The organism is Streptomyces sp. 8L (genome assembly GCF_020176795.1).
In the GTDB taxonomy this organism is placed as follows: domain Bacteria; phylum Actinomycetota; class Actinomycetes; order Streptomycetales; family Streptomycetaceae; genus Streptomyces.
Genome location: NZ_JAIUKE010000074.1, coordinates 1 through 26878, shown reverse-complemented (window position 1 = coordinate 26878; position 26878 = coordinate 1). Strand labels below are relative to the sequence as shown.

The following is a 26878-nucleotide window of genomic DNA, read 5'->3' as shown; positions in this document are numbered from 1 at the left end:
CGAGGCCCGTCTCCGGTCGGCCTGATACCGGGTAATCAGGATATTCATCCCGTCATTCCAGATATTCTCTATTTTCCCCTCATATCACCTCGTACCGGTACGGATACGCCGGGCGTGGCATCCCGGCGACGCCTGCGGGCAGGTTCCCAGACGGAATCGATCCGTCGCAGGGGAAGGTGGTGGGGCCCGCACCGTGCGAGCCGTTGATCGTGGAGACTTCCGAGGGCCTTCCCGTCGAGCCCCGCAGCGCGCGCATCGCACTGCGCACCGCGTGGGCCGACGCTCCGTACCCCGTTCTGCTGGCCGACGCCGCTGGCACCGTGATCGACGTCAACGCGGCGGCGGCAGCACTCTTCCCGACGGCCGGGCCCCTCACGCCGCTCGCCGACGTGGCCCCCGCCTGGCTGGCAGCGGCACACCGCACCGCCGCGAACGGGCGGCCCGCGGCAGTGCGCGCGGACGGCGAGGTGGGCGGCCGTACCTTCGAGGCGCACCCCACCCCGGTGGCCGGCGGTGACGTCGTGTGGTGGCTCGTGGACGACACCGACCGGCGGCTCGCCGAGGAGGCGCTGCGCGCCGAACAGCAGCGCACATCGTTCCTCGCCGAGGTGTCGAGCACCCTGCTGGCCTCGCTGAACGTGGACCGCTGCATGGAGGTGACCGCGAATCTCGCCGCACGGCACCTGGCGGACGCGGCCGTGGTGATCGCTCCTTCGCCCCGTCGCCGGCCCCTCGCGTACGCGGGCCCCGGCGGCACGATCACGCGGGGGCCGCTGAACGCCGATCCGGCCGAGGTGCCGGGACTGACCGAGGCGTTGCGGGGGTTCCCGCCGGTGCCCTCGCGGTGGATCGACCCGGCACAGCTGCCCGCGTGGGCCCTCCCGCCGGGTTTCGCGGGTCCCGCGGGCTCCGCCCTGGTCACCCCGCTGCCCGGGCAGGGCGGGCCGGCGGGCGCGATGGTCCTGCTGCGCCGCACCGGCCGCCGGACCTTCCAGGAGGACGAGGAGGCCTTCGCGCGGCTGTTCGCGGCGCGCGCGGGGGCCGCGCTGTCCGCCGCGTGGCTGTACGCGGAGCAGGCGAGCATCACGGACACGCTGATGCGCGACCTGCTGCCGCCCCGGCTGCACCAGGTACACGGCGTGGAGTTCGCGGGCGGCTACCGGGCCGCGGGCGTCGGGGAGCGCGCGGGCGGCGACTTCTACGACGTGCACCCGGGCGACGACGCGGACGCCGAGTCGCTGGTGGTCCTCGGCGACGTGTGCGGCAAGGGCCTGGAGGCCGCGGTCCTCACGGGCAAGATCCGCAACACCGTGCAGGCGCTGCTGCCGCTGGCCGGTGACCACCAGCGGGTGCTGGAACTCCTCAACGGCGCGCTGGTCAACTCCCACCACACGCGCTTCGCGACGATGGTGCTCGCTTCTGTGAGCCGGTTCGCGGGCACGGTGCGGCTGCGCCTGACGAGCGCGGGGCACCTGGCGCCCCTGATCGTGCGCGCGGACGGCCGGGTCGAGGAGACCGGGACGCGGGGCTCGCTGATCGGCGTACTGCCGGAGATCACCTCCCGTACGGTCACCGCCGACCTGGCGGCGGGCGAGACGTGCCTGCTGTTCACGGACGGCATCACGGAGGCGCGCGGCGGGCCGCTCGGCGACGACCTGTTCGGCGAGCAGCGTCTGCGTACGGCGCTCGGCGAGTGCGCGGGGCTGCCCGCGGAGGCCGTGGTGGAGCGGGTTCAGATGCTGGCGTCCCAGTGGGTCGGCGGCGGGCGGCGCGACGACATGGCCGTCGTCGCGATCACCGCGCCGCGTACGACACACCTGAGCGCGGTGAACGGCCACACACGGGGCAGGTTCACCGCATGACACGCACACCGGCAGCCCGTCCGGCCCCTTCGCTCCCCGGGGCCGAGGACCCCTCGGGACTTGCGGCGGGCGACCCTCGTACAGGGCGCGAACGGCTGTGGCAGGCGGTGCTGGACAGGGACGAGTACGCGGCGGCCGACGCCGTGTTCGCCGCCCTGGACGCGGGGACACCCGCGGAGTCGGTGCTCCTCGACGTGATCGCCCCTGTGCAGCACCGCGTCGGCGTCGAGTGGGCCGGGAACCGGCTGAGTGTGGCGGCGGAGCACGCGGCCAGCGCCATCAGCGAGCGGGTCATTGGCGCGCTCGCCCACCACCCGGCCGCCCGCGCGGAGCCCGCACGCGGGCGGGTGACGGTGGCGTGCGTGGACGGCGAGTGGCACGCGCTGCCCGCGCGACTGCTCAGCGAGGTACTCCGATTGCGCGGCTGGCGGGTGGAGTTCCTCGGGGCGCAGGTGCCGTCAGCTCATCTCGTCGCGCATCTGCACCGGACGGCGCCCGATGTGGTCGCGCTGTCCTCGTCGGTCGCGACCCGGCTGCCCGCGGCGCACGCGGCGATCACGGCGTGCCGGTCCGTCGGCACCCCCGTACTCGCGGGTGGGGCGGCGTTCGGTCCCGGCGGGCGGTACGCGAAGGCGCTGGGCGCACACGCCTGGGCGCCCGACGCGCGGGCCGCAGCCGACCTGCTGGCGCGAGGACTGCCGCACCCCTCCCCCGCCTCGCTGGACCAGCCCGTGGACGATCTGCCGCACCTCGCGGACCAGGAGTTCACCCTGGTCTCGCAGTCGGCGCCGCAGCTCGTGGCCGAGGTGCTGGCCGCCCTCGCCGCGCGTTTCCCGGAGGTGGCCGCGTACACGAAGGCCCAGCGCCAGTACGCGGCCGAGGACATCGGCCATGTCGTGGAGTTCCTCGCGACCGCCCTGTACGTGGATGACGCGGAGCTGTTCACGGGCTTTCTCCTGTGGACCGCGGACATCCTCGGCGCGCGCGGGGTACCGACGGCCCCACTCACCCGCACGCTGGACATCCTGGCCGGCCGGCTGACGGACTTCCCGCGCGCGGTGGCCCTTCTGACATCAGCACACAGGACACTCAACGGCGCCGGGGAGCAGGCATGACGACACTTCCGTACCCCGTCTTCACCGTCACCGCCGAAAGGACGCCCCGTGCGGTCCTGCTGCGGCTCTCGGGGGAGCTGGACCACGAGACCGCGGGCGAGCTGCTGGACGCGGTCCGCGCCCACCTGCCCGGCTCGGGGCCCGAAGGCCTGCGCCTGGACTGCGGGGGCCTGGCGGACTGCGACTCGACCGGGCTGTCCGCGCTGCTGATGGCCCGGCGTCTGACGGTGGCGGCGGACGTCCCCCTGCACCTGGACAACCGGCAGCCACCGCTCCAGCGCCTGCTGGAGATCACGGGCACGCTGGAGTACCTGACAGCGCCCCCGGCCCGGTCGGGGCAGGAGACCGGCACGGATTCGCGCGGTGCCCAGGACTCCGAGGGCGCGCACGGCTCGCGCCCCGGCGCGAGCTGAGCGCCGGCCCCCAGCGAGCCCGGCGCCGAGAAGAGCACGCAGCGGGCCCGGTCGCGCCGTAAGCGCTCCCGTAAGTCCTCAGAGCGGTACCGCCGCGGCCTCCGGGGCAGCGGCCAGCTCCCGCAGGCGTACGGCGTCCTGGCCCGGCGGTATCCCGAACTGCCTGCGGTACTCGCGGCTGAACTGCGACGGGCTGTCGTAGCCCACCGCGAACCCTACGGATGCCACGTCCCGCGGCCCGCCGATGAGCAGCAGACGCGCCTCACGGAGGCGGATGTTCTTCTGGAACTGGATGGGCGTCATCGCGGTGACGGCACGGAAGTGCCGGTGGAACGCCGACGCGCTCATGCCGCACATCCGGGCCAGCTCGTCCACGCGGACGGACTCGGCGAAGCGGTCCCGGAGCGCCCGGATCGCGCGCCCGATGTGGGACAGGCGGCTGTCCGCGAGGCCGATCTGGCGGACGGCGGCGCCCTGCGGACCGGTGACGAGCCGCCAGAGGATCTCCCGCTCGGCCATCGGCGCCAGCACCGGCACATCGGCGGGCCGGCCGAGCAACCGGATCATCCGCACCACCGCGTCGAGCAGGTCGGCCCCGACGTCGCCGACGGCGATGCCCGGCGGTGTGCGCGGCCCCCGTCCGCCGGGGCCGTCCGCGGCGCTGTCCCGCTCCGCGTGGGCCGCGGGCCCGGCCTCCAGCAGGAGCGAGGCGATGGCGGCGGGCCGGAGCGTGAGGCCGAACGCGAGAAAGGGCCGCTCGCGCGTGGCCCGCGTGTAGTGGCCGGTGACGGGCAGGCCGACCGAGACGACCAGGTACTGGCCCGCCCCGTAGTCGTGGACACGGTCGCCGACCGTCAGGCGCTTCGCGCCCTGGGCGACCACGGCGAGCACGGGGTCCGCGACCGACGACGACGGCGGCCCCGGCTCCTCGACCGAGGACAGCATCACCCCGTCGACGGCACGGCCCGGCCGCCCCGCGTAGTACGCGATCAGGGCGCGCAGTTCGTCGAGGGGCGGGGCTCCGTCGCGACGCGCCGGGTCGGGGAGGGACACCTTCGATCCAACCATCCGAGAGCGGACTGCGGCAAGGGCGGCATCCTGGTGAATTCGGCAGGATCGTGCAAGAGGACTCCAGGATCGGTCTCACATCGACGCAGGTCATGCGGGTTCAATCGGAGAGGTCAGCACGTCCCCCTGGATACGGGAGCAGAGAAATGACACTCGATTCCTATGTGAGCCTCGGCCGCTCGGGCCTGCGGGTGAGCCCCTTCTGCCTGGGGGCGATGAACTTCGGCGAGGACGGCGGGCTCGGCTGCGGCGTGGCCGAGTCGGAGCGGGTCCTGCGGACCTATCTGGAGCGCGGCGGGAACTTCGTCGACACCGCGAACTTCTACACCAACGGCCACTCGGAGAAGATCCTCGGCGACTTCTTCGCGACGCGGCCGGGGCTGCGCGACCGTGTCGTGCTCGCCACCAAGTTCTTCGGCAACCTGCATGTGGGCGACCCGAACGGCGGCGGCGCAGGCCGCAAGGCGATCCTCGCCCAACTGGACGCGTCGCTGCGCCGCCTGCGTACGGACTACGTCGACCTGTACTGGCTGCACAACCACGACTGGTCCACGCCGCTGGAGGAGACCCTGCGCACCCTGGACGACCTGGTGACGGCGGGGAAGATCCGCTACGTGGGGTTCTCCGACACCCCCGCCTGGTTCACCGCGAAGGCACACACCACGGCCCTGCTGCGCGGCTGGACACCCGTCACCGCGCTCCAGATGGAGTACTCGCTGCTGGAGCGGACCATCGAGGGCGAGCTGATCCCGCTGGCGCGCGACGCGGGCATGGGCATGCTGCCGTGGAGCCCGCTCAAGAGCGGCTTCCTGTCCGGGAAGTACACCCGTACGGGCGGGGCTCCCGCGGACAGCCGCAGGGCGTCGGTGCTCGGCACGCCGAGCGAGGCGCAGTATGAGGTGATCGACGCGCTCGCGGCGGTCGCGGAGGAGGCCGGTGCGAGCCCGGCGGCGGTCGCACTCGCCTGGGTACGGGGCCGGCCCGGTGTGACGTCCACCCTCATCGGGCCCCGGAGCCTCGCCCATCTGGAAGCGAACCTGGCCGGTCTGGACGTGCGGCTCACCGACGGCCAACGCGCCACCCTGGACGAGGTGTCGGCGCCCGCGCTGAACTTCCCCGCCGACCTCAACCGGCAGACGGCCGCGATGCTCAAGTACGCGGGCGCGACCGTGGACGGGCTGCGGACCACCGTCTACCCGCCCCTGCTGGAGAGCACCACTCGCTACTGAGGCGGGCGACCGCATGCGCACGGGCAGGCCGGCGCCCCGGGCCGCGGGCGATCCGCTACCGGCGGTCGCCGTCCGCGGACCCGAGGGCGGTGGCGATGACGTCCAGCCATACATCGACAGGGCCGAGGGTGAGCAACCCGCTTCCCGCGCCGGCGAGTTCACCGGTCGCGGGGGTGAGCGCCGCGCGGGCGCGCAGCAGTGTCGGACGGTCCTCGGTGTCGACCGCGGCCCGCACGGCCAGGCACCACATCGCCTCGGTCAACAGGTCGCCGGGCGGATCGGGCAGGGCTCGGAGCGCGGTGCGGGCCCGGTCCCGGCCGTCGCCGCGTGCGAGCAGCACCAGGGGCCGGGCCCACGGCGCGTAGGGGCCCCAGGCCGCGTCCTCGACGTCGGTGGGCGCCGGGAGCCCGCGGCTGACACGCAGGGACAGCAGTGCCAGCGGGAGGAGGCCGTGTTCGAGGCCGGGCATGCCCGCGCCGTCCAGGTCGCGGGCGGCACGGCGGTACGCGGCCGCCGTCCCTTCGAGCGTGCCCGCGCCGGTCGCGGCGCGGCGCAACACCCGGTACCAGCGGGTGAACACGGTGACGAGGGGCAGTTCGTTGCGTTCGGCGAGAGCGTCGGCGGACTGCGCGTGCCCGTCGGCGGCAGGGAAGTCGCCGAGGGCGGAGCGTGCCTGGCACCGGATCAGGTGGCCGAGCACCTCGTACGTGACGAGTCCCTGCCGGGCGGCGAGCGCGACGAGCTCCGCGCCGATCGCGTCGCGGTCGGGCGCGAGGCCGGTGCGGTGGAAGCTCTGCATGAACAGGCCGTTGAGGGCGAACGCGAGCAGGGCCGGGTCGTCGAGGGCCCGCGCGAGCCGCTCCGCGTCGAGGGCGGCCCGCCGGCCGTGCGAGGGCGGGTCCGTCCCGGGCCCGGCGGGGGTACCGCGGCTCTCCAGGGCGATGGTGGCGAGCAGCCGGGCGCGGGCCGCGTCGTGTCCGTCGGGCGGGAGCGCCGCGAGGGTGCGGCCGGCCGCCGCGACGATCCGCGCGGCCTGTGCGGGGTCGTCCACCCGCGTCCAGATGGCGGGCACGTCGTACGCGCCGATCACGCGTGCGGCGAGCTCCGGGTCGCCCAGCTCCTCGGCGGCCAGCGCGGCGGCGACCCGGTGTTCGCGGGCGGCGAGCAGGCCGGGCCCGCCGGTGACCGCGAGGCCGCGCAACAGCCCGACCGTCGATTCGAGGCGTACGCGGGCCCCGGATGCCACGGCCCTGTCGTACGCGGCGGACGCGCCGGCCCACACCCGGTCCGCCGTCCCGCCGGCGGCCGGCCCCTGGCCGAGGTGCGGAGACTGGTCGAGGATGTCGTGTTCCAGGCGGCGCAGCCCGGGCCCCGGGTCGACTCCGAGGTGTTCGGCCAGCAGGGCACGGGCGCGGCGCAGCACGGCGAGGGCGTCGCCCTGGCGTCCGCAGCGGTACAGCGCGAGCGCCAGCAGGCCCCACGCGTGTTCGCGCCACGGGTGGTCCGCGACGTGCGCGTCCAGGACGGGCACGGTCTGGGCTGCGAGTCCGAGGGCGAGCCGGGCCTCCGCCCCGGCCTCGACGGCGTGGAGCCGCAGCTCGCTCAGCCGTCCGCGTTCCGTACGGGCCCACGGCTCGTCGGCGAAGTCGGCGTAGGCGGGGCCCCGCCAGCGGCCGAGCGCCTCCTGGAGCCGGTCTGGCGCCCGCGCGGGGGGGGGGCCGGCCGCCCCCCCCCCCCCGCGGCCGCGGGCCCAGGCGTCGGCCGCGGCGGCGGCCCGGGACGGGCCGGCGCCCGGGGGCCCCGGGGCCCCCCGGCGGGGGGGGGTTGGGGGGGGGGGGGGGCCCCCCCCCCGCCCCCCGCGCCCCGGGGCCGCGGGGGGCCCCCCGCGGGGGGGGGGCCCCCGGCAGCCGCCTCCACGTCGCGTTCGAAGCACCAGGCGTCGACCGCGTCGGAGTCGGCGCGCAGCGCGTAGCCGGGGCCCTCGGTCACCAGCAGGCGGGGACGTTCACGCGGGGCCCGTTCGGGTTCGAGCGCACGGCGCAGCGCGGCGACGAAGGTGCGCAGGGCGCCGACCGCGTCGGGCGGCGGCTCGGTCCACAGGTCCTCCACCAGGCGGTTCACGGGGACGACACGACGTCGCGCCACGACGAGCCGGGCCAGGACGGCGCGGTGGCGCGGCCCCTTCAGGGCGAGTTGCGCCCCGGCCCCGTCCCAGGCCTGTACGGGCCCGAGCACTCCGATCGCGACACCCACGTCACCGACCCGCCTTCCTCTCCCCCGCCGGCGGCCGACAGCGGGGGCACGCGTCCCGCCGGCCGCCCGTGTCCACCGACCGCGCGAGCGCTCAGCCGCCCGGTCCGCCCGCCGGTACGTCCGCTCCGGCGCACGTCACAAGCCGTGCGCCGACCGGCGGACACCGCCCTCACGCCCACCCTAGGCCGTGCTGATCCGATGCTCATCCGCGGGCGTGAGGCTGGGGCCCTGGCCCGTTCACGAGAGGAACACCCGGCATGACGTCGTCCCCCGCTCCCGGCATTCCCGGTTTCACCTACCACCGCGTCCCGGTCGCCGAGGGGGTGTCCCTGAACACGGCGGTCGGCGGGGCGGGCCCCGCGGTCGTGCTGCTGCACGGCTTCCCGCAGACCCACCTGATGTGGCGGCACGTGGCCACCGACCTGGCGGCCGACCACACCGTGATCTGCCCGGACCTGCGCGGCTACGGTGCCAGCGACAAGCCCGGCGAGGCCGGCCCCGACACGTACGCGAAGCGCACCATGGGCGCGGATGTCGTGGCGCTGGCGGCGGCGCTCGGACATGACCGGTTCGCCCTGGCCGGGCACGACCGCGGCGCCCTGGTCGCCTTCCGCGCGGCGCTCGACCACCCGCAGGCGATCACCCGCCTGGCATGCCTGGACGTGCTGCCGACGCTCGACATGTGGGACGCCCTGCACGGCGCGTCGGCCGCCGTCGGCTTCCACCTCTACCTGATGGCCCAGCCGCCCGGCCTGCCCGAGCGGCTGATCAGTGCCGACCCGGACGCCTTCTTCGGCCACTTCCTCGACGTGTGGACGAAGGATCCGGCCGCGCTGCCCGCCGATGTCCGCGCGGCCTATCTGGACGCCTCCCGGTCCGCCGTCCCCTCGATCGTGGCGGACTACCGCGCGTCGGCCGGCGTCGACGTAAAGCACGACGAGGCCGCCCGCGCGGCCGGCCGGCCCCCCCGGGGGGCCCGGGCCCGGGGGCCCCCCCGCGCGGGGCGGCGCCGCGACCACCCGCGTCGAGACGATGCTCGGCGACACGGCGGTCGCGGTCCACCCCGACGACGCCCGCTACGCGCACCTCGTCGGCAAGCGCATCAAGCTGCCGCTCACCGACCGGACCATCCCGGTCGTCGCGGACGCGCACGTCGACCCGGAGTTCGGCACCGGCGCGGTCAAGGTGACCCCCGCGCACGACCCGAACGACTTCGCCATCGGCCGCCGTCACGGCCTCGAATCGCTGACGATCATGGACGAGCGCGCGGTGATCACCGTCCCCGGCCCCTTCCAGGGCCTGGACCGCTTCGAGGCGCGCTCCGCGATCGTCGAGGCGCTGCGCGAGCAGGGCCGGATCGTCGCGGAGAAGCGGCCGTACGTGCACAGCGTCGGCCACTGCTCGCGCTGCCGCACCACCATCGAGCCGCGCCTTTCGCTCCAGTGGTGGGTCAAGGTCGAGCCGCTGGCGAAGGCCGCGGGCGACGCGGTCCGCGACGGCCGGGTCGCGATCCACCCGGAGGAGATGTCGAAGCGGTACTTCGACTGGGTGGACAACATGCACGACTGGACGATCTCGCGCCAGCTGTGGTGGGGCCACCGCATCCCCGTCTGGTACGGGCCGGACGGCGAGACGGTCTGCGTGGGCCCGGACGACGAGGTCCCCACGGGCGAGGGCTGGACGCAGGACCCGGACGTCCTGGACACCTGGTTCTCCTCCGCGCTGTGGCCGTTCTCCACGCTGGGCTGGCCGGAGCGCACCCCGTCGCTGGAGAAGTTCTATCCGACGGACGTGCTGCTCACGGGCCACGACATCATCTTCTTCTGGGTCGCCAGGATGATGATGTTCGGCCTGTACGCGATGGACGACGTGCCGCCGTTCCACACCATCGCGCTGACCGGCCTCGTCCGCGACGAGCACGGCAAGAAGATGTCGAAGTCCAACCCCAACGCCGTGGACCCGCTGGACTGGATGGACGCGTACGGCGCGGACGCGGTGCGCTTCACGCTCGCGCGCGGCGCCAACCCGGGCGCCGACGTCCCCATCGGCGAGGACTGGGTCCAGGCGTCCCGCAACTTCGCCAACAAGATCTGGAACGCGACCCGCTTCGCCCTGATGAACGGCGCCACGGTCGAGGGCGACCTGCCGCCGGCCGAGCGGCTGTCCGCCACCGACCGGTGGATTCTGTCCCGGCTGAACCGGACGGTCGCGGCGGTCGACGCGTACTACGACGACTACCAGTTCGCGAAGCTCAGCGACGCGCTCTACCACTTCGCGTGGGACGAGGTCTTCGACTGGTACGTCGAGCTGTCGAAGACGACGTTCGCGGCGGGCGGCGAGGGCGCGGCGGCCTCCCGCCGGGTCCTCGGCGAAGTCCTCGACGTCACCCTGCGCCTGCTGCACCCGGTCGTCCCGTTCGTCACGGACACCCTGTGGACGACGCTGACCGGACGCGAGTCCGTGGTCGTCGCCGAGTGGCCCGCCGACAGCGGCTTCCGCGACGAGGCGGCCGAGCGGGAGATCGAGCACCTCCAGGAGGTCACGACCGAGGTCCGCCGCTTCCGCGCCGACCAGGGCCTGCAGCCCGGCCAGCGGGTGCCGGCCCGGCTCGACCTGTCCGGCACGTCGCTGGCCGCGCACGAGCCCGCGATCCGCGCCCTGCTGCGCCTCCAGCCGGAGGGCGAGGACTTCCAGGCCACGGCGACCCTGCCGATCGCGGGCGCCACGGTCGCGCTCGACCTGTCGGGCACGATCGACGTGGCGGCCGAGCGCAAGCGCCTGGCGAAGGACCTGGGCGCGGCCGAGAAGGAGAAGGCCCAGGCGAACGGCAAGCTCGCGAACGAGGCGTTCCTCGCGAAGGCGCCCGACCAGGTGGTCGACAAGATCCGGGGCCGCCTCGCGAAGGCCGAGGCGGACATCGCGCGCATCACGGCGCAGCTGGCGAACCTGCCGGAGGCGTGACGCCCCACCCGTGACGGCGCCCGGCGCCCCCCCCCGCCCCACCCCGGCCCGCCCGCGGGCCCCCCCCCCCCCGCCGCCGGCCCCCCCCCGCCCCCCCCCCCCGCCCGCCCCCGCCCCCGCCCCCCCCCCCCCCCCCCCCCCCCCCCCCCCGGCCCGATGACCCCCCGCCCGGCGCCGACTGTCACAGGGGCTCCGTAGACTGGGGCGCGTGAGTGAGACCCCCCAGTCCGGCGAGCACGACGACGACGGCGGCGACGACGAGTTCAACGCCATCGTCGCCCATGAGACCACCCGCGATCCCGACCTCGCCGTGATCGAGGCGGGCAGCCGCACCCTCAGGGCGCAGGCGGGCCCCCCAGAGGGGGACATCCCCGCCCGGCCAGAGGACCCCGAGGTGGACGCCGCGCTGCGCGCCGTCGAGGCGGCGCTCGCCGACCGCTGGGGCGAGACCCAGCTGGACCCGTCCACCGTGCGCATCCGGGCCCTGCTCGACCTGCTGGGCGACCCGCAGCGCGGCTACCCGTCGATCCACATCACGGGCACCAACGGCAAGACGTCCACGGCCCGCATGATCGAGGCGCTGCTCGGCGCGTTCGACCTGCGGACGGGCCGGTACACCAGCCCGCACGTGCAGTCGCTCACCGAGCGCATCAGCCTGGACGGGGCGCCGATCCCCGCCGAGCGGTTCGTGGAGACGTACCGGGACATCGAGCCGTACATCGGCATGGTCGACGCGGACCAGCCGCACCGCCTCTCGTACTTCGAGGTGCTGACGGGCATGGCGTACGCCGCGTTCGCCGACGCGCCCGTCGACGCGGCGGTCGTCGAGGTCGGCATGGGCGGCACCTGGGACGCGACGAACGTCATCGACGCGGGCGTCGCCGTCATCACCCCCATCTCCCTCGACCACACGGACCGCCTCGGCAACACGCCGGGCGAGATCGCGGGGGAGAAGTCCGGGATCATCAAGGACGGCGCGACGGTGGTGCTCGCGCAGCAGCCCGTCGACGCCGCGCAGGTGATCCTCAAGAAGGCGGGCGAGCGGGACGCGACCGTGGCCCGCGAGGGCCTGGAGTTCGGCGTGCTCTCCCGCGAGGTCGCCGTCGGCGGGCAGCTGATGACGCTGCGCGGCCTCGGCGGCGAGTACGGGGAGATCTTCCTGCCGCTGCACGGCGCCCACCAGGCGCACAACGCGGCGGTGGCGCTGGCCGCCGTCGAGGCGTTCTTCGGCGTGGGCGCGACCCGGCCCGACGCGCTGGACGCCGAGCGGGTCAGGGGCGCCTTCGCCGCCGTCACGTCCCCCGGCCGTATGGAGGTCGTACGGCGCTCGCCCACGATCGTCCTGGACGCCGCGCACAATCCGGCGGGCGCGCGCGTCGCCGCGGAAGCGGTGAGCGAGGCCTTCGATTTCAGCCGCCTGATCGGTGTGATCAGCACGAGCGGGAACAAGGACGTACGGGGCGTGCTGGAGGCCCTGGAACCCATCTGTGCCGAGCTGGTCGTCACCCAGAACTCCACCCACCGGGCGATGGACGCGGACGAGCTGGCGGGCCTCGCCGTCGAGATCTTCGGCGACGACCGGGTCCAGGTCGAGCCGAGGCTGGACGACGCGCTGGAGGCGGCGATCACGCTCGCCGAGGAAGAGGGCGAGTTCGCGGGCGCGGGGGTGCTCGTGACGGGCTCGGTCATGACGGTCGGCGAGGCCCGGCTGCTGCTTCGGAGGGGCTGACACACGGTCATGCGTACGCTCTGCTCATCGACCCTGCTCGCCGAGTTCTTCGTGATCGGCTTCGCGGGCCTGGTCGCGATGAAGTCCGATTCCCTCACGATGACGGCCGTCTGGACGGTGTGCGGCATCGCGATGCTGCTGTCGCTGGGGCTGTGCGGCGTGATCACCAGGCCGGGCGGGGTGCAGCTCGGCTGGGTGCTCCAGGTGGCGCTGCTGCTGAGCGGCTTCGTGGTGCCGATGATGTTCATCCTGGGCGCGGCGTTCGCGGCGCTGTGGTGGGCCTCGGTGCACTACGGCCGCATCATCGACGCGCACAAGGCCCGCTGGGCCACGGCACTCGCGGAACACGAGGCCGCCACGCCGGAGGGGGCGACTGCCGCACCGGGAGGCGCGACTGCCGCACCCGAGGGCGCGGCGACCGCCGAGCGGGACGCGGCCGGGCCCTACGCCGGATAGACAGGGGGCGGAGCCGCCGCCGCGCGGCACGGGATCGGGCTTCCGGGCGGGACGGACCCGGGCGGGGCCGGGCCTCCGGGCGTGACGAGATCGGGCGGCGCGCCCCCGCAGGGACCCGCGCGAGCCGGGGCGCATCCCGGCGTCGTGGCGTAGCCGCACGTCCCCGCGCTGTCCGCCGACCGGCCGCGTGCGGAGGGCGACGGCGGCACCGGTAGCCTCGCAGCACCGTTCCGCTTCCGAGTCACCGCTATCCAAGGAGCCGCACAGCCATGACGACTCAGCGCACCCTCGTCCTCCTCAAGCCGGACGCCGTACGGCGCCACCTCGTCGGGGAGATCATCGGGCGGATCGAGCGCAAGGCCGGCTGGACCCTCGCCGCCCTGGACCTGCGCAGCCTCGACCAGGAGACCCTGGAGCTGCACTACGGCGAGCACCGGGGCAAGCCGTTCTACGAGCCGCTGGTGGAGTTCATGGCGTCGGGCCCCGTCGTGGCGCTCGTCGTGGAGGGGGAGCGTGTCATCGAGGGCGTGCGCGCGCTCGCGGGGCCGACTGACCCGATCGCCGCAGCACCGGGGTCCATCCGGGGGGACTTCGGCACCATTGTCCGGGAAAACCTGATCCACGCGTCGGACTCCGAGGAGTCCGCCATTCGGGAACTGAAGATTTTCTTTCCCGGCCTTTCCTGACCGGCTGTCAGCCGAATAGCCTGTCGGCCTGGGGCGACCGGAGGAATTCGGTCGCCCGGGGGATTGCCCCGCGCGCTTGTGGGAACGCGACCCCGACAAACTTCGTCACCCTTACCGAGGTGGGCCAGCGCGCCGATCCGGGGTTGACGGCACTACGATGACCCCTAGCCGAGCAAGCCACGGGCTTCGCGCGCTCCACCACCCACCTCGCCATCCTGAAAAGCCATCAACGCTTCGATTGGGAAGGCCAGACGCATCCTCATGGGGAACAAGATGTCGTTCATCGGCCGTGACATGGCTGTCGACCTCGGGACCGCCAACACGCTGGTGTACGTCAGAGGCCGGGGGATCGTACTCAACGAGCCGTCCGTCGTCGCCATCAACACCAACACCGGGGGCATTCTCGCGGTCGGTGCCGAGGCGAAGAAGATGATCGGCCGGACACCGGGCAACATCGTGGCGGTCCGGCCCCTCAAGGACGGCGTGATCGCGGACTTCGAGATCACCGAGCGCATGCTCCGGTACTTCATCCTCAAGATCCACAAGCGCCGCTACCTCGCCAGGCCGCGTGTCGTCATCTGCGTTCCCTCCGGCATCACCGGGGTCGAGCGCCGTGCCGTCATCGAGGCGTCGACGCAGGCGGGGGCGCGCCAGGTGCACATCATCGAGGAGCCCATGGCCGCGGCCATCGGCTCCGGTCTGCCGGTGCACGAGGCCACCGGCAACATGGTGGTCGACATCGGCGGCGGTACCACCGAGGTCGCCGTGATCTCGCTGGGCGGCATCGTCACGGCCCAGTCCATCCGGGTGGCCGGCGACGAACTCGACAACGCGATCATCCAGCACATCAAGAAGGAGTACTCGCTGCTGCTCGGCGAGCGGACCGCCGAAAGCATCAAGATCACCATCGGTTCCGCGTACGACCTGGAGAAGGACGAGCACACCGAGATCCGCGGCCGGGACCTGGTCTCCGGGCTGCCCAAGACCGTGGTCATCTCCGCGGCCGAGGTCCGCAAGGCGATCGAGGAGCCCGTCAACGCGATTGTCGACGCGGTCAAGACGACCCTCGACAAGTGCCCGCCCGAGCTCTCCGGCGACGTGATGGACCGGGGGATCGTGCTCACCGGCGGCGGTGCGCTGTTGCGCGGGCTCGACGAGCGGCTGCGCCGCGAGACGGGCATGCCGATCCACATCGCCGAGAATCCGCTGGACTCGGTGGCGCTCGGCTCCGGAAAGTGCGTCGAGGAGTTCGAGGCGCTCCAGCAGGTGCTGGACGCACAGCCGCGCCGCTGACCGGCGAGGGCTCCAGGGCCGTTTCGGCCGCGACGGGTCCGTCCGCGAGCGGTGACCGGAATTTCAGCGGAAATCCGCCGTACGGACGCTGACGCGCCGTACGGCGGGTCGTTGATACACAGGCAGAGACATTCCTACGAGGAAGGCACGGCCGCCGCACGTGAGGGACACAAAGGAGAGCCGGCTGCTCCTGGTGCTGCTGATTGTCGTCGCGTTCGCCCTGATCACGGTCGACATCCGCGGGGGAGAGAACTCACCGGTGGACGGCGCGCGCCATGCCGCCGCCGCCGCGCTCGGCCCCGTGGAGAACGGTGTGGCGGGCGCCGTCGACCCGGTGGGCAACGCCATAAGCGCGGTGCGGGACTCGAACACCCGTCACAACCGCATCACCGCGCTCGAGCAGCAGAACGCGAAGCTGAGGCGTGAGCTCGGCAGCGACGACCAGAACCGCAACAAGGCCCGCGAGCTCGACAAGATCCTCAGGGTCGCCGGCGCCGGGCAGTACGGGGTGAAGGGCGCTCAGGTCGTCGCCATAGGAGCCGCGCAGGGCTTCTCCTGGACGGTCACCCTCGACATCGGCTCCCACGACGGCATCCAGCGCGACATGACCGTGCTCAACGGCGACGGTCTCGTCGGCAGGGTCACCACGGTCGGTCCGAGTACGTCCACGGTGCTCCTCGCCAACGACCCCGACTTCACGGTCGGCACCCGGATGGAGCGCACCGACGAGCTGGGCTTCGCGACGGGCCAGGGCGACCGCCCCCTCTCCGTCCAGCTGCTGAACACGAAGGCGAAGGTCAAGACCGGCGACCGGATGGTCACCTTCGGCTCGACCAAGGACAAGCCGTTCGTGCCGGGTGTGCCGGTCGGCCGGGTCGTACGGGTCGATCCGTCGGGCGGCGACCTGACGCGGACCGTGTACGTGCAGCCGTACGTCGGCTTCACCAAGCTCGACGTCGTCGGGGTCGTCGTCCAGGCGCCGCGCCAGAACCCGCGGAACACGGTCCTGCCGCCGAAGCCGAAGACCAAGCCCACCCCGACGGTCACCGTCACGGTCAGCCCGTCCGCGAACACCGGCCAGGGCACCGGCACGGACACCGGCCAGGGCACCGGCGACGGCCAGGGCGGCGACGGGCAGGGCGACGGCCAGGGGACGGGTGACGGCGGCGACGCCCTCCCCGATCCCAACGCCAACGCGAACGCGAACGCCGACAATCAGGAATAGAGCTGCTCCATGCGCATCAACCGGATTCTGCTCTCGGCCGCGCTGGTCGTGATCGCCCTGGTCCTCCAGGTATCCGTCCTCGCGAGACTCCACCTGCCCGGCGCCGTGCCCGACCTGATGCTGCTGGTGGTCCTCGCCCTCGCCTTCGTGTACGGGCATGTCGGCGGCGCCCTCATCGGCTTCGGCGCCGGGCTGCTGACGGACCTGGCACCGCCCGCCGACCACGCGGCGGGCCGGTACGCGCTGGTGCTGTGCGTCGTCGGCTACCTGGCGGGCCTCGTCCGCCCGGAGAAGGGCCAGATGAGATCGGCGCTCGTGCCGATGTTCGCCGTCGTCTGCGCGGCCCTCGGCTCGACGCTGCTGTACGCGGGCGTCGGTTCGCTCGTCGGTGACACGGCGGCCCGCCATGTCGGCCTCGGCGGCCTGCTGTTCACGTCCGCCGTCTACGACCTGCTGCTCGCGCCGTTCACGGTGCCGTGGATCATGGCCCTGGCCAGGAAGGCGGACAAGGACCCGCTGGCCGAGTCGCAGAAGGGCGGGAGCGGCCTCGGAGCGGGCGCCGACGTCGCGGCGGGCTGGATCGGGTCGGGCACCGGGCTGAGGATCGGCGGCCAGCGCGGCGGACTGCGCGTCAGGGCCGCTCGTAACCGCGCGGCCAAGGCGGGACGCATCAAGGGGGTCAAGCGACTGTGAGCAACATTCCCGAGACCGGCCGGACTCCTCGGGTGAAGGTCCGGATGGTCGTCATCCAGGTCCTCGTCTTCTCACTGCTGCTCACGCTCGGCGGGCGGCTCTGGTACCTCCAGATCCGCAACGGCCAGGAGTACACGCAGGAAGCCGACAAGAACCATGTGCAGCAGGTCGTGCAGCCCGCGGTGCGCGGCTCCGTCGTCGACGACAGGGGCGTGCCCCTCGCCGACAACGAGACCCGCCTCGTGGTCTCCGCGAGCCGCACCGAACTGCTGAAGCAGCCCGACGACGGCAAGGCCGTGCTCACCCGGCTGGCCGGCGTCCTCGGCATGAAGCCCGCGGACGCCGTCGACAAGGTGCGGCTGTGCGACGCGAAGACCCCGCGCCCCTGCTGGAACGGCTCGCCCTACCAGCCGATCCCGATCACCGACAAGGCCACCACCCAGCAGGCCCTCCAGATCATGGAGCAGCGCGAGGACTTCCCCGGCATCACCGCGGAGCCCACCGCCGTACGCAGCTACCCGGGGCCCGTCGGCGTGAACGCCGCCCAGGTCCTCGGCTACCTCGGCCCGGTGACGGACAAGGAGGTCGCGGCCTCCGAGAAGACCGACAACCCGCTGCTGCGGTCCGACAACGTCGGCAGGGCGGGCCTGGAGAGCGAGTACGACCAGCAGCTGCGCGGCAAGTCCGGGGTCACCCGCTACGAGGTCGACAACCTCGGCCGCGTCATCGGCAAGGCCGGCGCGACCCCGGCGCAGCCCGGCAGCAACCTCGTCACGAGCATCGACTCGCGGGTCCAGGCGATCACCGAGAAGGAGCTCGCCGCGGCCATGAAGGGCCTGCGGCAGCAGTACGACCCCGTCAGCCACAAGAACTTCAAGGCCGACTCGGGCGCGGCGGTCGTCATGGACGTCCACACCGGCAGGGTCATCGCGATGGCCAGCAACCCCACGTACAACCCGAACGTGTGGACCGGGGGCATCTCGTCCGCCGAGTACAACAACCTCACCAACAAGAAGTCGAACTACCCGCTGCTGAACCGCGCCACCCAGGGCGAGTCGGCCCCCGGTTCGACCTTCAAGGTCATCTCCACCAGCGCCGCGATCAACGCCGGGTACAACCCGAACGGCGGCTACCCCTGCACCTCGTCGATGACCGTCGGCGGTCGCGTCTTCAAGAACTTCGAGGGCGAGAACTACGGCGACATCAACATCGCGAAGGCGCTGGAGGTCTCCTGCGACACCGTCTTCTACGACCTCGCCTACGACCAGTGGAAGAAGGACGGCGGGATCAACGCCAAGCACCCGAAGGACTGGTTCTTCAAGACCGCCCACGCCTTCGGCCTCGGCAAGAAGACCGGCATCGACCTGCCCAACGAGGTCTCGGGCCGTGTTCCCGACCGGCAGTGGAAGCAGAGCTACTGGGACGCGAACAAGGCCGTCTGGTGCAAGGACGGCAAGAAGAGCGGCTCGTACGTTCAGCAGATCGAGTTCGAGAACTGCAAGGACGGCTATCAGGTCCGCCCTGGTGACTCGCTGAACTACGCGATCGGCCAGGGCGACACCCTGCTGACGCCGATCCAGGAAGCCGTCATGTACTCGGCGATCGCCAACGGCGGCACGATGTACCAGCCGAGCATCGGCAAGGCCGTCATCAGCGCCGACGGCAAGAAGGTCACGCCGATCAAGCCCAAGGTGAGCGGGCACCTGCCGGACACCAGGAAGACCATCTCGTACATCAACAAGGCACTCGAAGGCGTGGTCACCAGCGGTACGGCGGCCTGGCAGTTCGGCGGCTGGCCGCAGGACAAGATCGCCCTGCACGCCAAGACCGGCACGGCCGAGGTCGCCGGCAAGCAGAGCACCGGCTGGCTCGCCACGTACACCAAGGACTACGCGGTGATCATGACGATCTCGCAGGGTGGTACGGGCTCCGGCGCCGCAGGACCCGCCGTCCGCAAGATCTACGAGTCGATGTACGGCATCGGCGCCGACGGCAAGATCAACCCGAAGGCGGGCATCCTGCCGAAGCCGGTGAGCGCGCTGCCGAAGATCCAGTCGGACGGCTCCATCGAGGCGCCCTCCCTCAAGCCGTACAAGATGCCGCAGAAGAAGGACCCGGTGGACCCGAACGCGTCGGCCTCCCCCGGCACGTCGACCGCCCCGACCGCCTCCCAGCCGCCCGCGGGCACCGGAGACGCCGGCGGCGGAACCTCGCAGGTGGCCGGGGCAGAGCTGCCGGCCCTGGTACGGAGGGACTGAGCCATGACCGGTACCAGTGGCTTCACCGTCTCCGGCTACGGCCCCCAGCGCACCGGCTGGGCGCGGATGGCCGCGCGCGACTCCGTCCTGCGCAGGCTGGACTGGCCGCTCATGTTCGCCGCGATCGCGCTGTCGCTCATCGGCTCCGCGCTGGTGTACTCGGCGACCCGCAACCGCACGGCCCTCAACGGCGGCGACCCGACCTACTTCCTCGCCCGCCACCTGATGAACACCAGCATCGGCCTCGGGCTGATGGTCGCGGTCCTGTGGATCGGCCACCGCACCCTGCGCGGCGCGGTCCCGATCCTCTACGCCCTGTCGATCCTGCTGATGCTCGCGGTCCTCACGCCGCTCGGCTCGACCATCAACGGCGCCCACTCGTGGATCGTGATCGGCGGCGGCTTCTCCGTCCAGCCGTCGGAGTTCGCGAAGATCACCATCCTGCTCGGGATGGCGATGATCCTGGGCTCACGGGTCGACGCGGGGGACACCGAGCACCCCGACCACCGCACGGTGGCCAAGGCCATCGGCCTTGCGGTGGTGCCGATGGCCGTCGTCATGCTGATGCCGGACCTCGGCTCCGTCATGGTCATGGTGGTGATCGTGCTGGGCTGCCTGCTGGCGTCCGGCGCGCCGAAGCGGTGGATCTTCGGGCTGATCGGCGCGGGTGTCGTGGGCGCGGTCGCGATCACCGCGCTCGGCATCCTCGACCAGTACCAGATCAACCGGTTCGCCGCCTTCGCCAACCCGGACCTCGACCCGGCCGGCGTCGGCTACAACACCAACCAGGCCCGTATCGCGATCGGCTCGGGCGGCCTGCTCGGCAAGGGCCTCTTCCACGGCACGCAGACCACGGGCCAGTTCGTGCCCGAGCAGCAGACCGACTTCGTCTTCACCGTCGCGGGCGAGGAGCTCGGCTTCGTCGGGGCCGGCCTCATACTGCTGCTGCTCGGCGTCGTCCTGTGGCGCGCCTGCCGCATCGCCCGCGAGACGAGCGAGCTGTACGGCACGGTCGTCGCCGCCGGGATCATCGCCTGGTTCGCCTTCCAGGCCTTCGAGAACATCGGCATGACGCTGGGCATCATGCCGGTGGCCGGCCTGCCGCTGCCGTTCGTCTCGTACGGAGGCAGCTCGATGTTCGCCGTGTGGATAGCGGTGGGGTTGCTGCAGTCCATCCGGGTGCAGCGACCGATAAGGGCATGACGCCCGTACCGCGTTTCGAAAGGGCCGTCCCCGTGCAGCGCGCACAGGGGCGGCCCTTCTCGATTACACGCCAGGCATGGCGGTTACACGCCAGGTATGGCGGACACCACGCGCGAGGTCGAACGCAAGTACGTGCTCCCCGGCTCGGCGGAGGGCGGCGGGCCGCCCCCGCTGCCCGATCTGACCGGGGCCGGGGGCGTCACCGCCGCACGGCCGGAAGGCACCACGGAACTAGACGCCGTCTACCACGACACCTCCGACCTGCGGCTCGCGGCGGGACACATCACCCTGCGCCGCAGGGAGGGCGGCCACGACGAGGGCTGGCACCTGAAGTTCCCCGTCGCGCCCGGCGTACGGGACGAACTGCGCGCCCCGCTCTCCGCGGAGCTGCCCGACGACCTCGCCCGGCTGCTGCGCTCCAGGACGCGGGGCGCGGCCGTCGCACCCGTCGTACGCCTGCGGACCTCCCGCGCGATCACCCGGCTGCTGGGCAGGGGCGGCAGGCCGCTGGTCGAGCTGGCCGTCGACGCCGTACGGGCCGAGCGGCTCGGCGGCTCGCTCACCGTCACCGCCTGGACCGAGGTCGAGGCGGAACTCGCGCCGGACGCGGACCCCGCCGTCCTCGACAAGGTCGACAAGAAGCTCCGCAAGGCCGGCCTCGCGCCCGCGCCGTCCGCCTCCAAGCTCGCCCGCGCGCTCGCGGAGACCGGCCCGCCCGCGCCCCCGGCCGGGAGCGTGGCCGAACCCGCCACAGCGGGCGACCACCTCCTCGCGTACCTGCGCGAACAGGCCGAGGCGATTGCCGCGCTCGACCCCGCGGTCCGCCGGGACCTGCCCGACTCCGTGCACCGGCTCCGCGTCGCCACGCGCCGCGCCCGCTCCGCGCTCCGCAGCTACGGGAAGATCCTCGACCGCCGCGTCACCGACCCGATCGGCGGCGAGCTGCGCTGGCTCGGCGGCCGGCTCGGCGTCGACCGCGACACGGAAGTGCTCGGCGCCCACCTGCGCGCCCGCGTCGACGCGCTGCCCGCGACCCTGCTGCTCGGACCGGTCGAGGCGCGGCTGCGCCGGTGGACCGCGGGGAACGGGGCCCGCTCGCGCGATCTGACCCTCGCCACCCTCGACAGCGACCGCTACCTCGCCCTCCTCGACTCCCTGGACGCGCTGCTCGCCGACCCGCCGCTGCGCCGGGCCGCTGACGCGGCGCCGCGCGCCGTGCTGCCGAAGGCCGTCCTGAAGGAGTACGGCAAGCTGGCCCGCCGGGTCGAACACGCGCTGGCCCTCCCGCCCGGCGAGGAGCGCGACCTCGCGCTGCACAGCGCCCGCAAGGCCGCCAAGCGCGTGAGGTACGCGGCGGAGGCCGCGCGGCCCGGCGTGGGCAAGCCCGCGAAGAGGTTCGCGAAGCGCGTCAAGAAGGTGCAGAAGCTGCTCGGCGAGCACCAGGACGCCGTCGTCGCGCGGGCCACCCTGCGCGAGATCGCGATCCAGGCGCACGCCGCGGGCGAGACCGCCTTCACCTGGGGCCTGCTGTTCGCGCGGGAGGACGAGCGGGCGCTGGCCGCCGAGCGCGAGCTGCCCCGCGTGTGGGCGAAGGCGTCGAAACACGCGGCCCGCGCGGCACTCGCGGGCTGAGCCGTCGCACCCGGCGCCGCGCCCCCTGCCGCGGTGCCGCCGCGCGGTGCCTGCCGGGCGGGGGCGTCCGTGGCGCGCGGTACGCTGGTTAATCGCCTCGGCGCGGACTTCGCGCGTGCGGGCGAACCGCCCCTCCGGGCGTACCACCCAGCCGGCCCACGAAAGATCCGCGATGCCTGCCGATTCGGTCTTCCCGCAGCTCGAAGCTCTGCTCCCGCATGTACAGAAGCCGATCCAGTACGTCGGCGGCGAGCTGAACTCCACGGTCAAGCCGTGGGACGAGTGCGACGTGCACTGGGCGCTGATGTACCCCGACGCCTACGAGGTCGGCCTGCCCAACCAGGGCGTCATGATCCTCTACGAGGTGCTCAACGAGCGCGCGGGCGTCCTCGCGGAGCGCACCTACAGCGTGTGGCCCGACCTGGAGGAGCTGATGCGGGAGCACGGCGTCCCGCAGTTCACGGTCGACAGCCACCGCCCCGTGTCCGCGTTCGACGTGTTCGGCCTCAGCTTCTCCACCGAGCTGGGCTACACCAACATGCTCACGGCCCTCGACCTCGCGGGCATCCCGCTGGAGGCGAGGGACCGCACCGAGGACCACCCGATCGTGCTCGCGGGCGGCCACGCCGCGTTCAACCCCGAGCCGATCGCCGACTTCATCGACGCGGCCGTGATCGGCGACGGCGAGCAGGCCGTCCTCACGATCACCGACATCATCCGCGACTGGAAGGCCGAGGGCCGCCCCGGCGGGCGCGAGGAGGTCCTGCTCCGCCTCGCGAAGACCGGCGGGGTGTACGTGCCGGGCTTCTACGACGTCGAGTACCTCGCGGACGGCCGCATCGCGCGTGTCGTGCCGAACAGGTCGGGCGTGCCGTGGCGCGTGTCCAAGCACACCGTGATGGACCTCGACGAGTGGCCCTACCCGAAGCAGCCGCTGGTGCCGCTCGCGGAGACGGTGCACGAGCGGATGTCCGTGGAGATCTTCCGCGGCTGCACGCGCGGCTGCCGGTTCTGCCAGGCGGGCATGATCACCCGCCCCGTGCGCGAGCGCTCCATCACCGGGATCGGCGAGATGGTCGACAAGGGCCTCAAGGCGACCGGCTTCGAGGAGGTCGGCCTGCTGTCGCTGTCGTCCGCGGACCACAGCGAGATCGGCGACATCGCAAAGGGCCTCGCGGACCGGTACGAGGAGGACAAGATCGGCCTCTCCCTGCCGTCCACCCGCGTCGACGCGTTCAACATCGACCTCGCCAACGAACTCACCCGCAACGGGCGCCGGTCGGGCCTCACGTTCGCGCCCGAGGGCGGCAGCGAGCGCATCCGCAAGGTCATCAACAAGATGGTCTCGGAGGAGGACCTGATCCGCACGGTCGCCACCGCGTACGGCAACGGCTGGCGCCAGGTGAAGCTGTACTTCATGTGCGGCCTGCCGACCGAGACGGACGAGGACGTGCTGCAGATCGCCGACATGGCGGTGAACGTCATCCAGAAGGGCCGCGAGGCCTCCGGCTCCAACGACGTCCGCTGCACGGTGTCGATCGGCGGTTTCGTACCCAAGCCGCACACGCCGTTCCAGTGGGCGCCGCAGCTGTCCGCGGAGGACACGGACGCCCGGCTCACGAAGCTGCGGGACAAGATCCGCGGCGACAAGAAGTACGGCCGCTCCATCGGCTTCCGCTACCACGACGGCAAGCCCGGCATCATCGAGGGCCTGCTCTCCCGCGGCGACCGCCGCGTGGGCGCCGTGATCCGCGCCGTGTACGAGGACGGCGGCCGCTTCGACGGCTGGCGCGAGCACTTCTCGTACGACCGCTGGATCGCCTGCGCCGAGAAGGCCCTGCCGTCCTACGGAGTGGACCTGGCCTGGTACACGACCCGCGAGCGCTCCTACGAGGAGGTCCTGCCCTGGGACCACTTGGACTCGGGCCTGGACAAGGACTGGCTCTGGGAGGACTGGCAGGACGCGCTGGACGAGACCGAGGTCGAGGACTGCCGTTGGACGCCGTGCTTCGACTGCGGCGTGTGCCCCCAGCTCGACCTCGACATCCAGGTCGGCCCGACGGGCAAGAAGCTGCTGCCGCTGACGGTGGTCGGCAAGTAGCGGCGCGCGGTCGCGTCGGGTACGGGGCCTCCCCCGGAGGAGGCCCCGTACCCGACGCCGCCGTTCGACGGGACGGCGGCGCCGGAAGAGCGGCTACGCGTTCTTGGGCGCGGCCTGCTGAACGACCTCGAAGGACCACAGCGCGGAGCCGGAGGCGGCGGGCTTCGGCCGCTCGCCGCCCTCCCCGTTCCCACCCTGGTGCGCCGTCTTCATGGGACCCTCCATCCACGCCTGGAAGGACTCCTCGTCACGCCACCGCGTGTAGACGAGGTAGTTGTCCGTGCCTTCTGCCGGGCGGAGAAGTTCGAACCACTCGAAGCCGTCGGAGTTCTCCACGGCGTGGGCGCGTGAGGCGAACCGCTTTTCCAGCGTCTCACGCTGCTCGGCGGGCACGGTCAGCACGTTGATCTTGACTACGCTCATGCCCCCATCCTGCCTCAACGGTCCTCAGGGGGATGTGCGTGGGCCCGTGCGCGGTCGTCCGCCCGGCGGGCTACTCGTAGTCCGGCAGGACGAGCGCGGAGCTGGCCGCGCGGCCCCTGCTCTCCGAGGCCAGGGCGGCGCCGGTGCGCAGCGCCTCGTTGCGGGCGGCGAGCTGTTCGGGCGTGCGGGGGGAGACCGTACCGCCGCCGCCCGTGGCGAGCGCCTGGTTCAGTTCCGCGAAGTCGCGCGCGGTCTTCTCGTAGGCGGCGAAGGCGGCCGTGTGGTCGTCGTGGGTGGCCAGTTCGCCCGCCAGGACGTACGCCCCGACGAGGGAGACGCTCGAACCCTGGCCCGACATGAACGACGTCGCGTGGGCGGCGTCGCCGGCGAGGGCGACACGGCCGGTGGACCAGGCGGGCATGTGGATCTGGCTGACGACGTCGAAGAAGAGGTCGTCGGCCTCGCGCATGGCGGCCACCAGCCGGGGGATCTCCCACCGCGTGTCGGTGAACTTCGAGGCCACCAGCTCGCGTTGCGCCCGGGGGTCGCGGAAGGCGTCGAACGGGGGCTCTTCCAGGGTGAAGTTCAGGAAGCCGTGCATCGGCTCGTCGCGCTCGTAGGCGTAGAGCGTCCCGGACCTCCCGGGAACGTTCCAGATGACCGCCTCGTGGCTCAGGCCGAGGTCTCCCGGCAGGGTGAAGCCGGCGAAGCAGTGGCCGAGATAGCGGTGGTAGCGCTCCTCCGGGCCGAAGGCCAGGCGGCGGGTGTTGGAGTGCAGGCCGTCGGCGCCGATCACCAGGTCGAAGGAGCGCCGGGCGCCGCTGTCGAAGGTCACGGCCACGTGGTCGCCGCGGTCGTCGAGCGCCGCTATGGAGTCGTTGAACAGGAACTCGACCCTGCCCTCGACCAGGTCGTACAGGCAGTCGGCCAGGTCTCCCCTGCGCACTTCGAGGTCGTGGTCCTGGACGCCGCCGGTGACGGCCTCGGGGCGGATGGCGGCGAGGAGGCCGCCGTCGGGGTCGAGGAAGGAGATCTTGCGGGTGTCCACATGGGCTTCACGCAGGCGCGGCAGCAGCCCCATGCGCTCGACGGCGTCCCGCGCGGTGCCGCGGATGTCGATGGCGTATCCGCCGCCGCGCAGCCGTGGGGCCTTCTCCACCACGGTGACCTCGAAGCCGTAGCGGTCCAGCCAGTACGCGAGGGACGGGCCCGCGATGCTGGCGCCGGAGATGAGGACGGTGCGGTTCGTCCCACGGTTCGCCCCGCGGTTCGTTTCGGAGGTCCCTGTGCGGTTCATCGTCGGTCCTTCCTGCCCGGGCCCACGCTCGGGGCAGTAGATGCCTACTTTAGGTATCCTTATTGCGGATACGGTGTGCCCGGTGGGCGCGCCGTCGGCCACCACGGTATAGATACTTCAGTTAAGTATGCAAATGGAGCTGCGATGGACGCGTCGTCACGAGATGGGCTGGACGGACCCGGGGCCGCCGGCGACCAGGACGAAGTGCTGGCCGTGATGCCCCGCCTCTCGCAGCTGGGCAACGCCATCAGCCGGGGCCGCCTGGTCCAGCACGCCATGGAGGCCGCGGGTGTCACGGTCGAGCGGCCGGCCTTCACCGTCCTGCTCTCCCTGCACTTCGCGGGGGAGCCGCTGCGGATCAAGGAGATCGCGGACAAGGTGCAGGTCGTCCAGCCCCATGTCACGCGTCAGGTCCAGCAGCTGGAGCGGCGCGGCCTGGTGCGCCGCATCGGCGACCCGGACGACCGGCGCGTCAGCCTGATCGAGCCGACGGACGAGGGGGCCGGTGCCGCCGACCGCTACGCGCGCACGCTTATCGGCTGGTTCGCCGGAGCCGTCGCCCACTGGTCCGACCAGGACCGCAGGGATCTCGGCCGCCTGCTGACGCGCCTCGCCGACGACGTGACGGCCCATCTGGCGGACCTGGACGCCAGCCAGCGGGACGGCTGAGGGCGGGGCGCGGGCTTCGGGCTTTCGGGCCTGTGGGCCGCCACGCGGGGGCCGCGGGCCCGACAGGTGCGTGACAGGCGGACGCGTGGTCGAAACACGCCGCTCACGCGTCACGCCGGGCCACCGTCTCGCGTGAAGGGGACGGCCCGCCCGTGCGCACGGTGTGGCGGAGCGACTACTTTCGGTATGCACGGTCATGGCGAACACGCCCCACGGCTCCGGGGCCCGGCCCCCCCCCCCCCCCCCCCGCCGCCCGGGCCCGGGCGGGGGGGGGGGCGGGGGGGGGGGCCGGGGGGCGGGGGGGGGGGGATG

At 72.8% G+C, this 26878-nt stretch carries 17 protein-coding genes and 4 pseudogenes; 17 read left to right on the top strand and 4 right to left on the bottom strand.

Features of this window, described 5'->3' with window-relative positions; genetic code table 11:
• Positions 1-209 precede the first annotated feature (209 nt).
• Genes LCE31_RS08015 through LCE31_RS08005 form a run of 3 tightly spaced genes read left to right on the top strand, consistent with a single transcriptional unit; the run spans position 210 to position 3390 of the window.
• Positions 210-1862, top strand: coding sequence for a SpoIIE family protein phosphatase (locus LCE31_RS08015; protein WP_374118434.1), 1653 nt, complete (start codon positions 210-212; stop codon positions 1860-1862).
• Positions 1859-2977 carry a cobalamin B12-binding domain-containing protein gene (locus LCE31_RS08010; protein ID WP_225013305.1) on the top strand — a complete coding sequence of 373 codons (1119 nt, stop codon included), beginning with the start codon at positions 1859-1861 and terminating at the stop codon, positions 2975-2977. The genes LCE31_RS08015 and LCE31_RS08010 overlap by 4 nt, the downstream gene beginning before the upstream one ends.
• Positions 2974-3390, top strand: coding sequence for an STAS domain-containing protein (locus LCE31_RS08005; RefSeq protein ID WP_225013304.1), 417 nt, complete (start codon positions 2974-2976; stop codon positions 3388-3390). Before LCE31_RS08010 ends, LCE31_RS08005 begins: the two co-directional genes overlap by 4 nt.
• Positions 3391-3468: 78 nt before the next feature.
• Here LCE31_RS08005 and LCE31_RS08000 read toward each other — a convergent pair whose 3' ends face one another.
• A complete protein-coding gene (locus LCE31_RS08000) occupies positions 3469-4458 on the bottom strand; it encodes an AraC family transcriptional regulator (protein WP_225013303.1) in 990 nt (329 codons plus the stop codon).
• 146 nt (positions 4459-4604) lie between these two features.
• Between LCE31_RS08000 and LCE31_RS07995 the strand changes: the two genes are divergently transcribed.
• Complete coding sequence (locus LCE31_RS07995; RefSeq protein ID WP_225013302.1) at positions 4605-5687, top strand: aldo/keto reductase; 1083 nt, start codon at positions 4605-4607, stop codon at positions 5685-5687.
• A gap of 55 nt (positions 5688-5742) precedes the next feature.
• Here LCE31_RS07995 and LCE31_RS07990 read toward each other — a convergent pair.
• Positions 5743-7940: pseudogene (locus LCE31_RS07990) on the bottom strand (BTAD domain-containing putative transcriptional regulator).
• 257 nt (positions 7941-8197) lie between these two features.
• On the opposite strand from LCE31_RS07990, the pseudogene LCE31_RS07985 reads away from it, so the two are divergent.
• The 12 genes and pseudogenes from LCE31_RS07985 to LCE31_RS07930 all read left to right on the top strand — a co-directional run.
• A pseudogene (locus tag LCE31_RS07985) lies at positions 8198-8899 on the top strand (alpha/beta fold hydrolase); the annotation flags it as partial.
• A 52-nt stretch (positions 8900-8951) separates the two neighbouring features.
• A pseudogene (locus tag LCE31_RS07980) lies at positions 8952-10901 on the top strand (valine--tRNA ligase); the annotation flags it as partial.
• A 208-nt stretch (positions 10902-11109) separates the two neighbouring features.
• The gene (gene folC / locus LCE31_RS07975; protein WP_308042228.1) at positions 11110-12630 is read left to right on the top strand and encodes a bifunctional tetrahydrofolate synthase/dihydrofolate synthase; all 1521 of its coding nucleotides are present in this window, start codon (positions 11110-11112) and stop codon (positions 12628-12630) included.
• A gap of 9 nt (positions 12631-12639) precedes the next feature.
• Positions 12640-12990: pseudogene (locus LCE31_RS07970) on the top strand (DUF4233 domain-containing protein); the annotation flags it as partial.
• 365 nt (positions 12991-13355) lie between these two features.
• The gene (gene ndk, locus LCE31_RS07965) at positions 13356-13772 is read left to right on the top strand and encodes a nucleoside-diphosphate kinase (protein WP_225013301.1); all 417 of its coding nucleotides are present in this window, start codon (positions 13356-13358) and stop codon (positions 13770-13772) included.
• A 273-nt stretch (positions 13773-14045) separates the two neighbouring features.
• Positions 14046-15065 (top strand): rod shape-determining protein, encoded by a 1020-nt coding sequence (locus tag LCE31_RS07960; RefSeq protein WP_225013313.1) that lies wholly within the window; start codon positions 14046-14048, stop codon positions 15063-15065.
• Between the two features lie 160 nt (positions 15066-15225).
• Positions 15226-16290, top strand: coding sequence for a rod shape-determining protein MreC (gene mreC, locus LCE31_RS07955; protein WP_225013300.1), 1065 nt, complete (start codon positions 15226-15228; stop codon positions 16288-16290).
• Between the two features lie 9 nt (positions 16291-16299).
• Positions 16300-16983, top strand: coding sequence for a rod shape-determining protein MreD (gene mreD / locus LCE31_RS07950; RefSeq protein ID WP_225013299.1), 684 nt, complete (start codon positions 16300-16302; stop codon positions 16981-16983).
• Positions 16980-19241 (top strand): penicillin-binding protein 2, encoded by a 2262-nt coding sequence (gene mrdA, locus LCE31_RS07945; RefSeq protein ID WP_225013298.1) that lies wholly within the window; start codon positions 16980-16982, stop codon positions 19239-19241. The genes mreD and mrdA overlap by 4 nt, the downstream gene beginning before the upstream one ends.
• A gap of 3 nt (positions 19242-19244) precedes the next feature.
• Positions 19245-20444, top strand: a complete 1200-nt coding sequence (gene rodA / locus LCE31_RS07940) for a rod shape-determining protein RodA (protein ID WP_225013297.1) — start codon at positions 19245-19247, stop codon at positions 20442-20444.
• Between the two features lie 96 nt (positions 20445-20540).
• Entirely contained in the window at positions 20541-22076 is a 1536-nt protein-coding gene (locus LCE31_RS07935) for a CYTH and CHAD domain-containing protein (protein WP_225013296.1), read from the top strand.
• Positions 22077-22248: 172 nt separating this feature from the next.
• Positions 22249-24177: a TIGR03960 family B12-binding radical SAM protein gene (locus LCE31_RS07930; protein ID WP_225013295.1), complete on the top strand. Its 1929-nt coding sequence runs from the start codon at positions 22249-22251 to the stop codon at positions 24175-24177.
• Between the two features lie 93 nt (positions 24178-24270).
• Here LCE31_RS07930 and LCE31_RS07925 read toward each other — a convergent pair whose 3' ends face one another.
• Both LCE31_RS07925 and LCE31_RS07920 read right to left on the bottom strand, forming a co-directional pair.
• Entirely contained in the window at positions 24271-24600 is a 330-nt protein-coding gene (locus LCE31_RS07925; protein WP_225013294.1) for an antibiotic biosynthesis monooxygenase family protein, read from the bottom strand.
• A 70-nt stretch (positions 24601-24670) separates the two neighbouring features.
• Positions 24671-25897, bottom strand: coding sequence for an FAD-dependent monooxygenase (locus LCE31_RS07920; protein ID WP_225013293.1), 1227 nt, complete (start codon positions 25895-25897; stop codon positions 24671-24673).
• A gap of 144 nt (positions 25898-26041) precedes the next feature.
• Here LCE31_RS07920 and LCE31_RS07915 point away from each other — a divergent pair, with 144 nt between their 5' ends.
• Positions 26042-26566: a MarR family winged helix-turn-helix transcriptional regulator gene (locus tag LCE31_RS07915; RefSeq protein ID WP_225013292.1), complete on the top strand. Its 525-nt coding sequence runs from the start codon at positions 26042-26044 to the stop codon at positions 26564-26566.
• Positions 26567-26878: the final 312 nt, after the last annotated feature.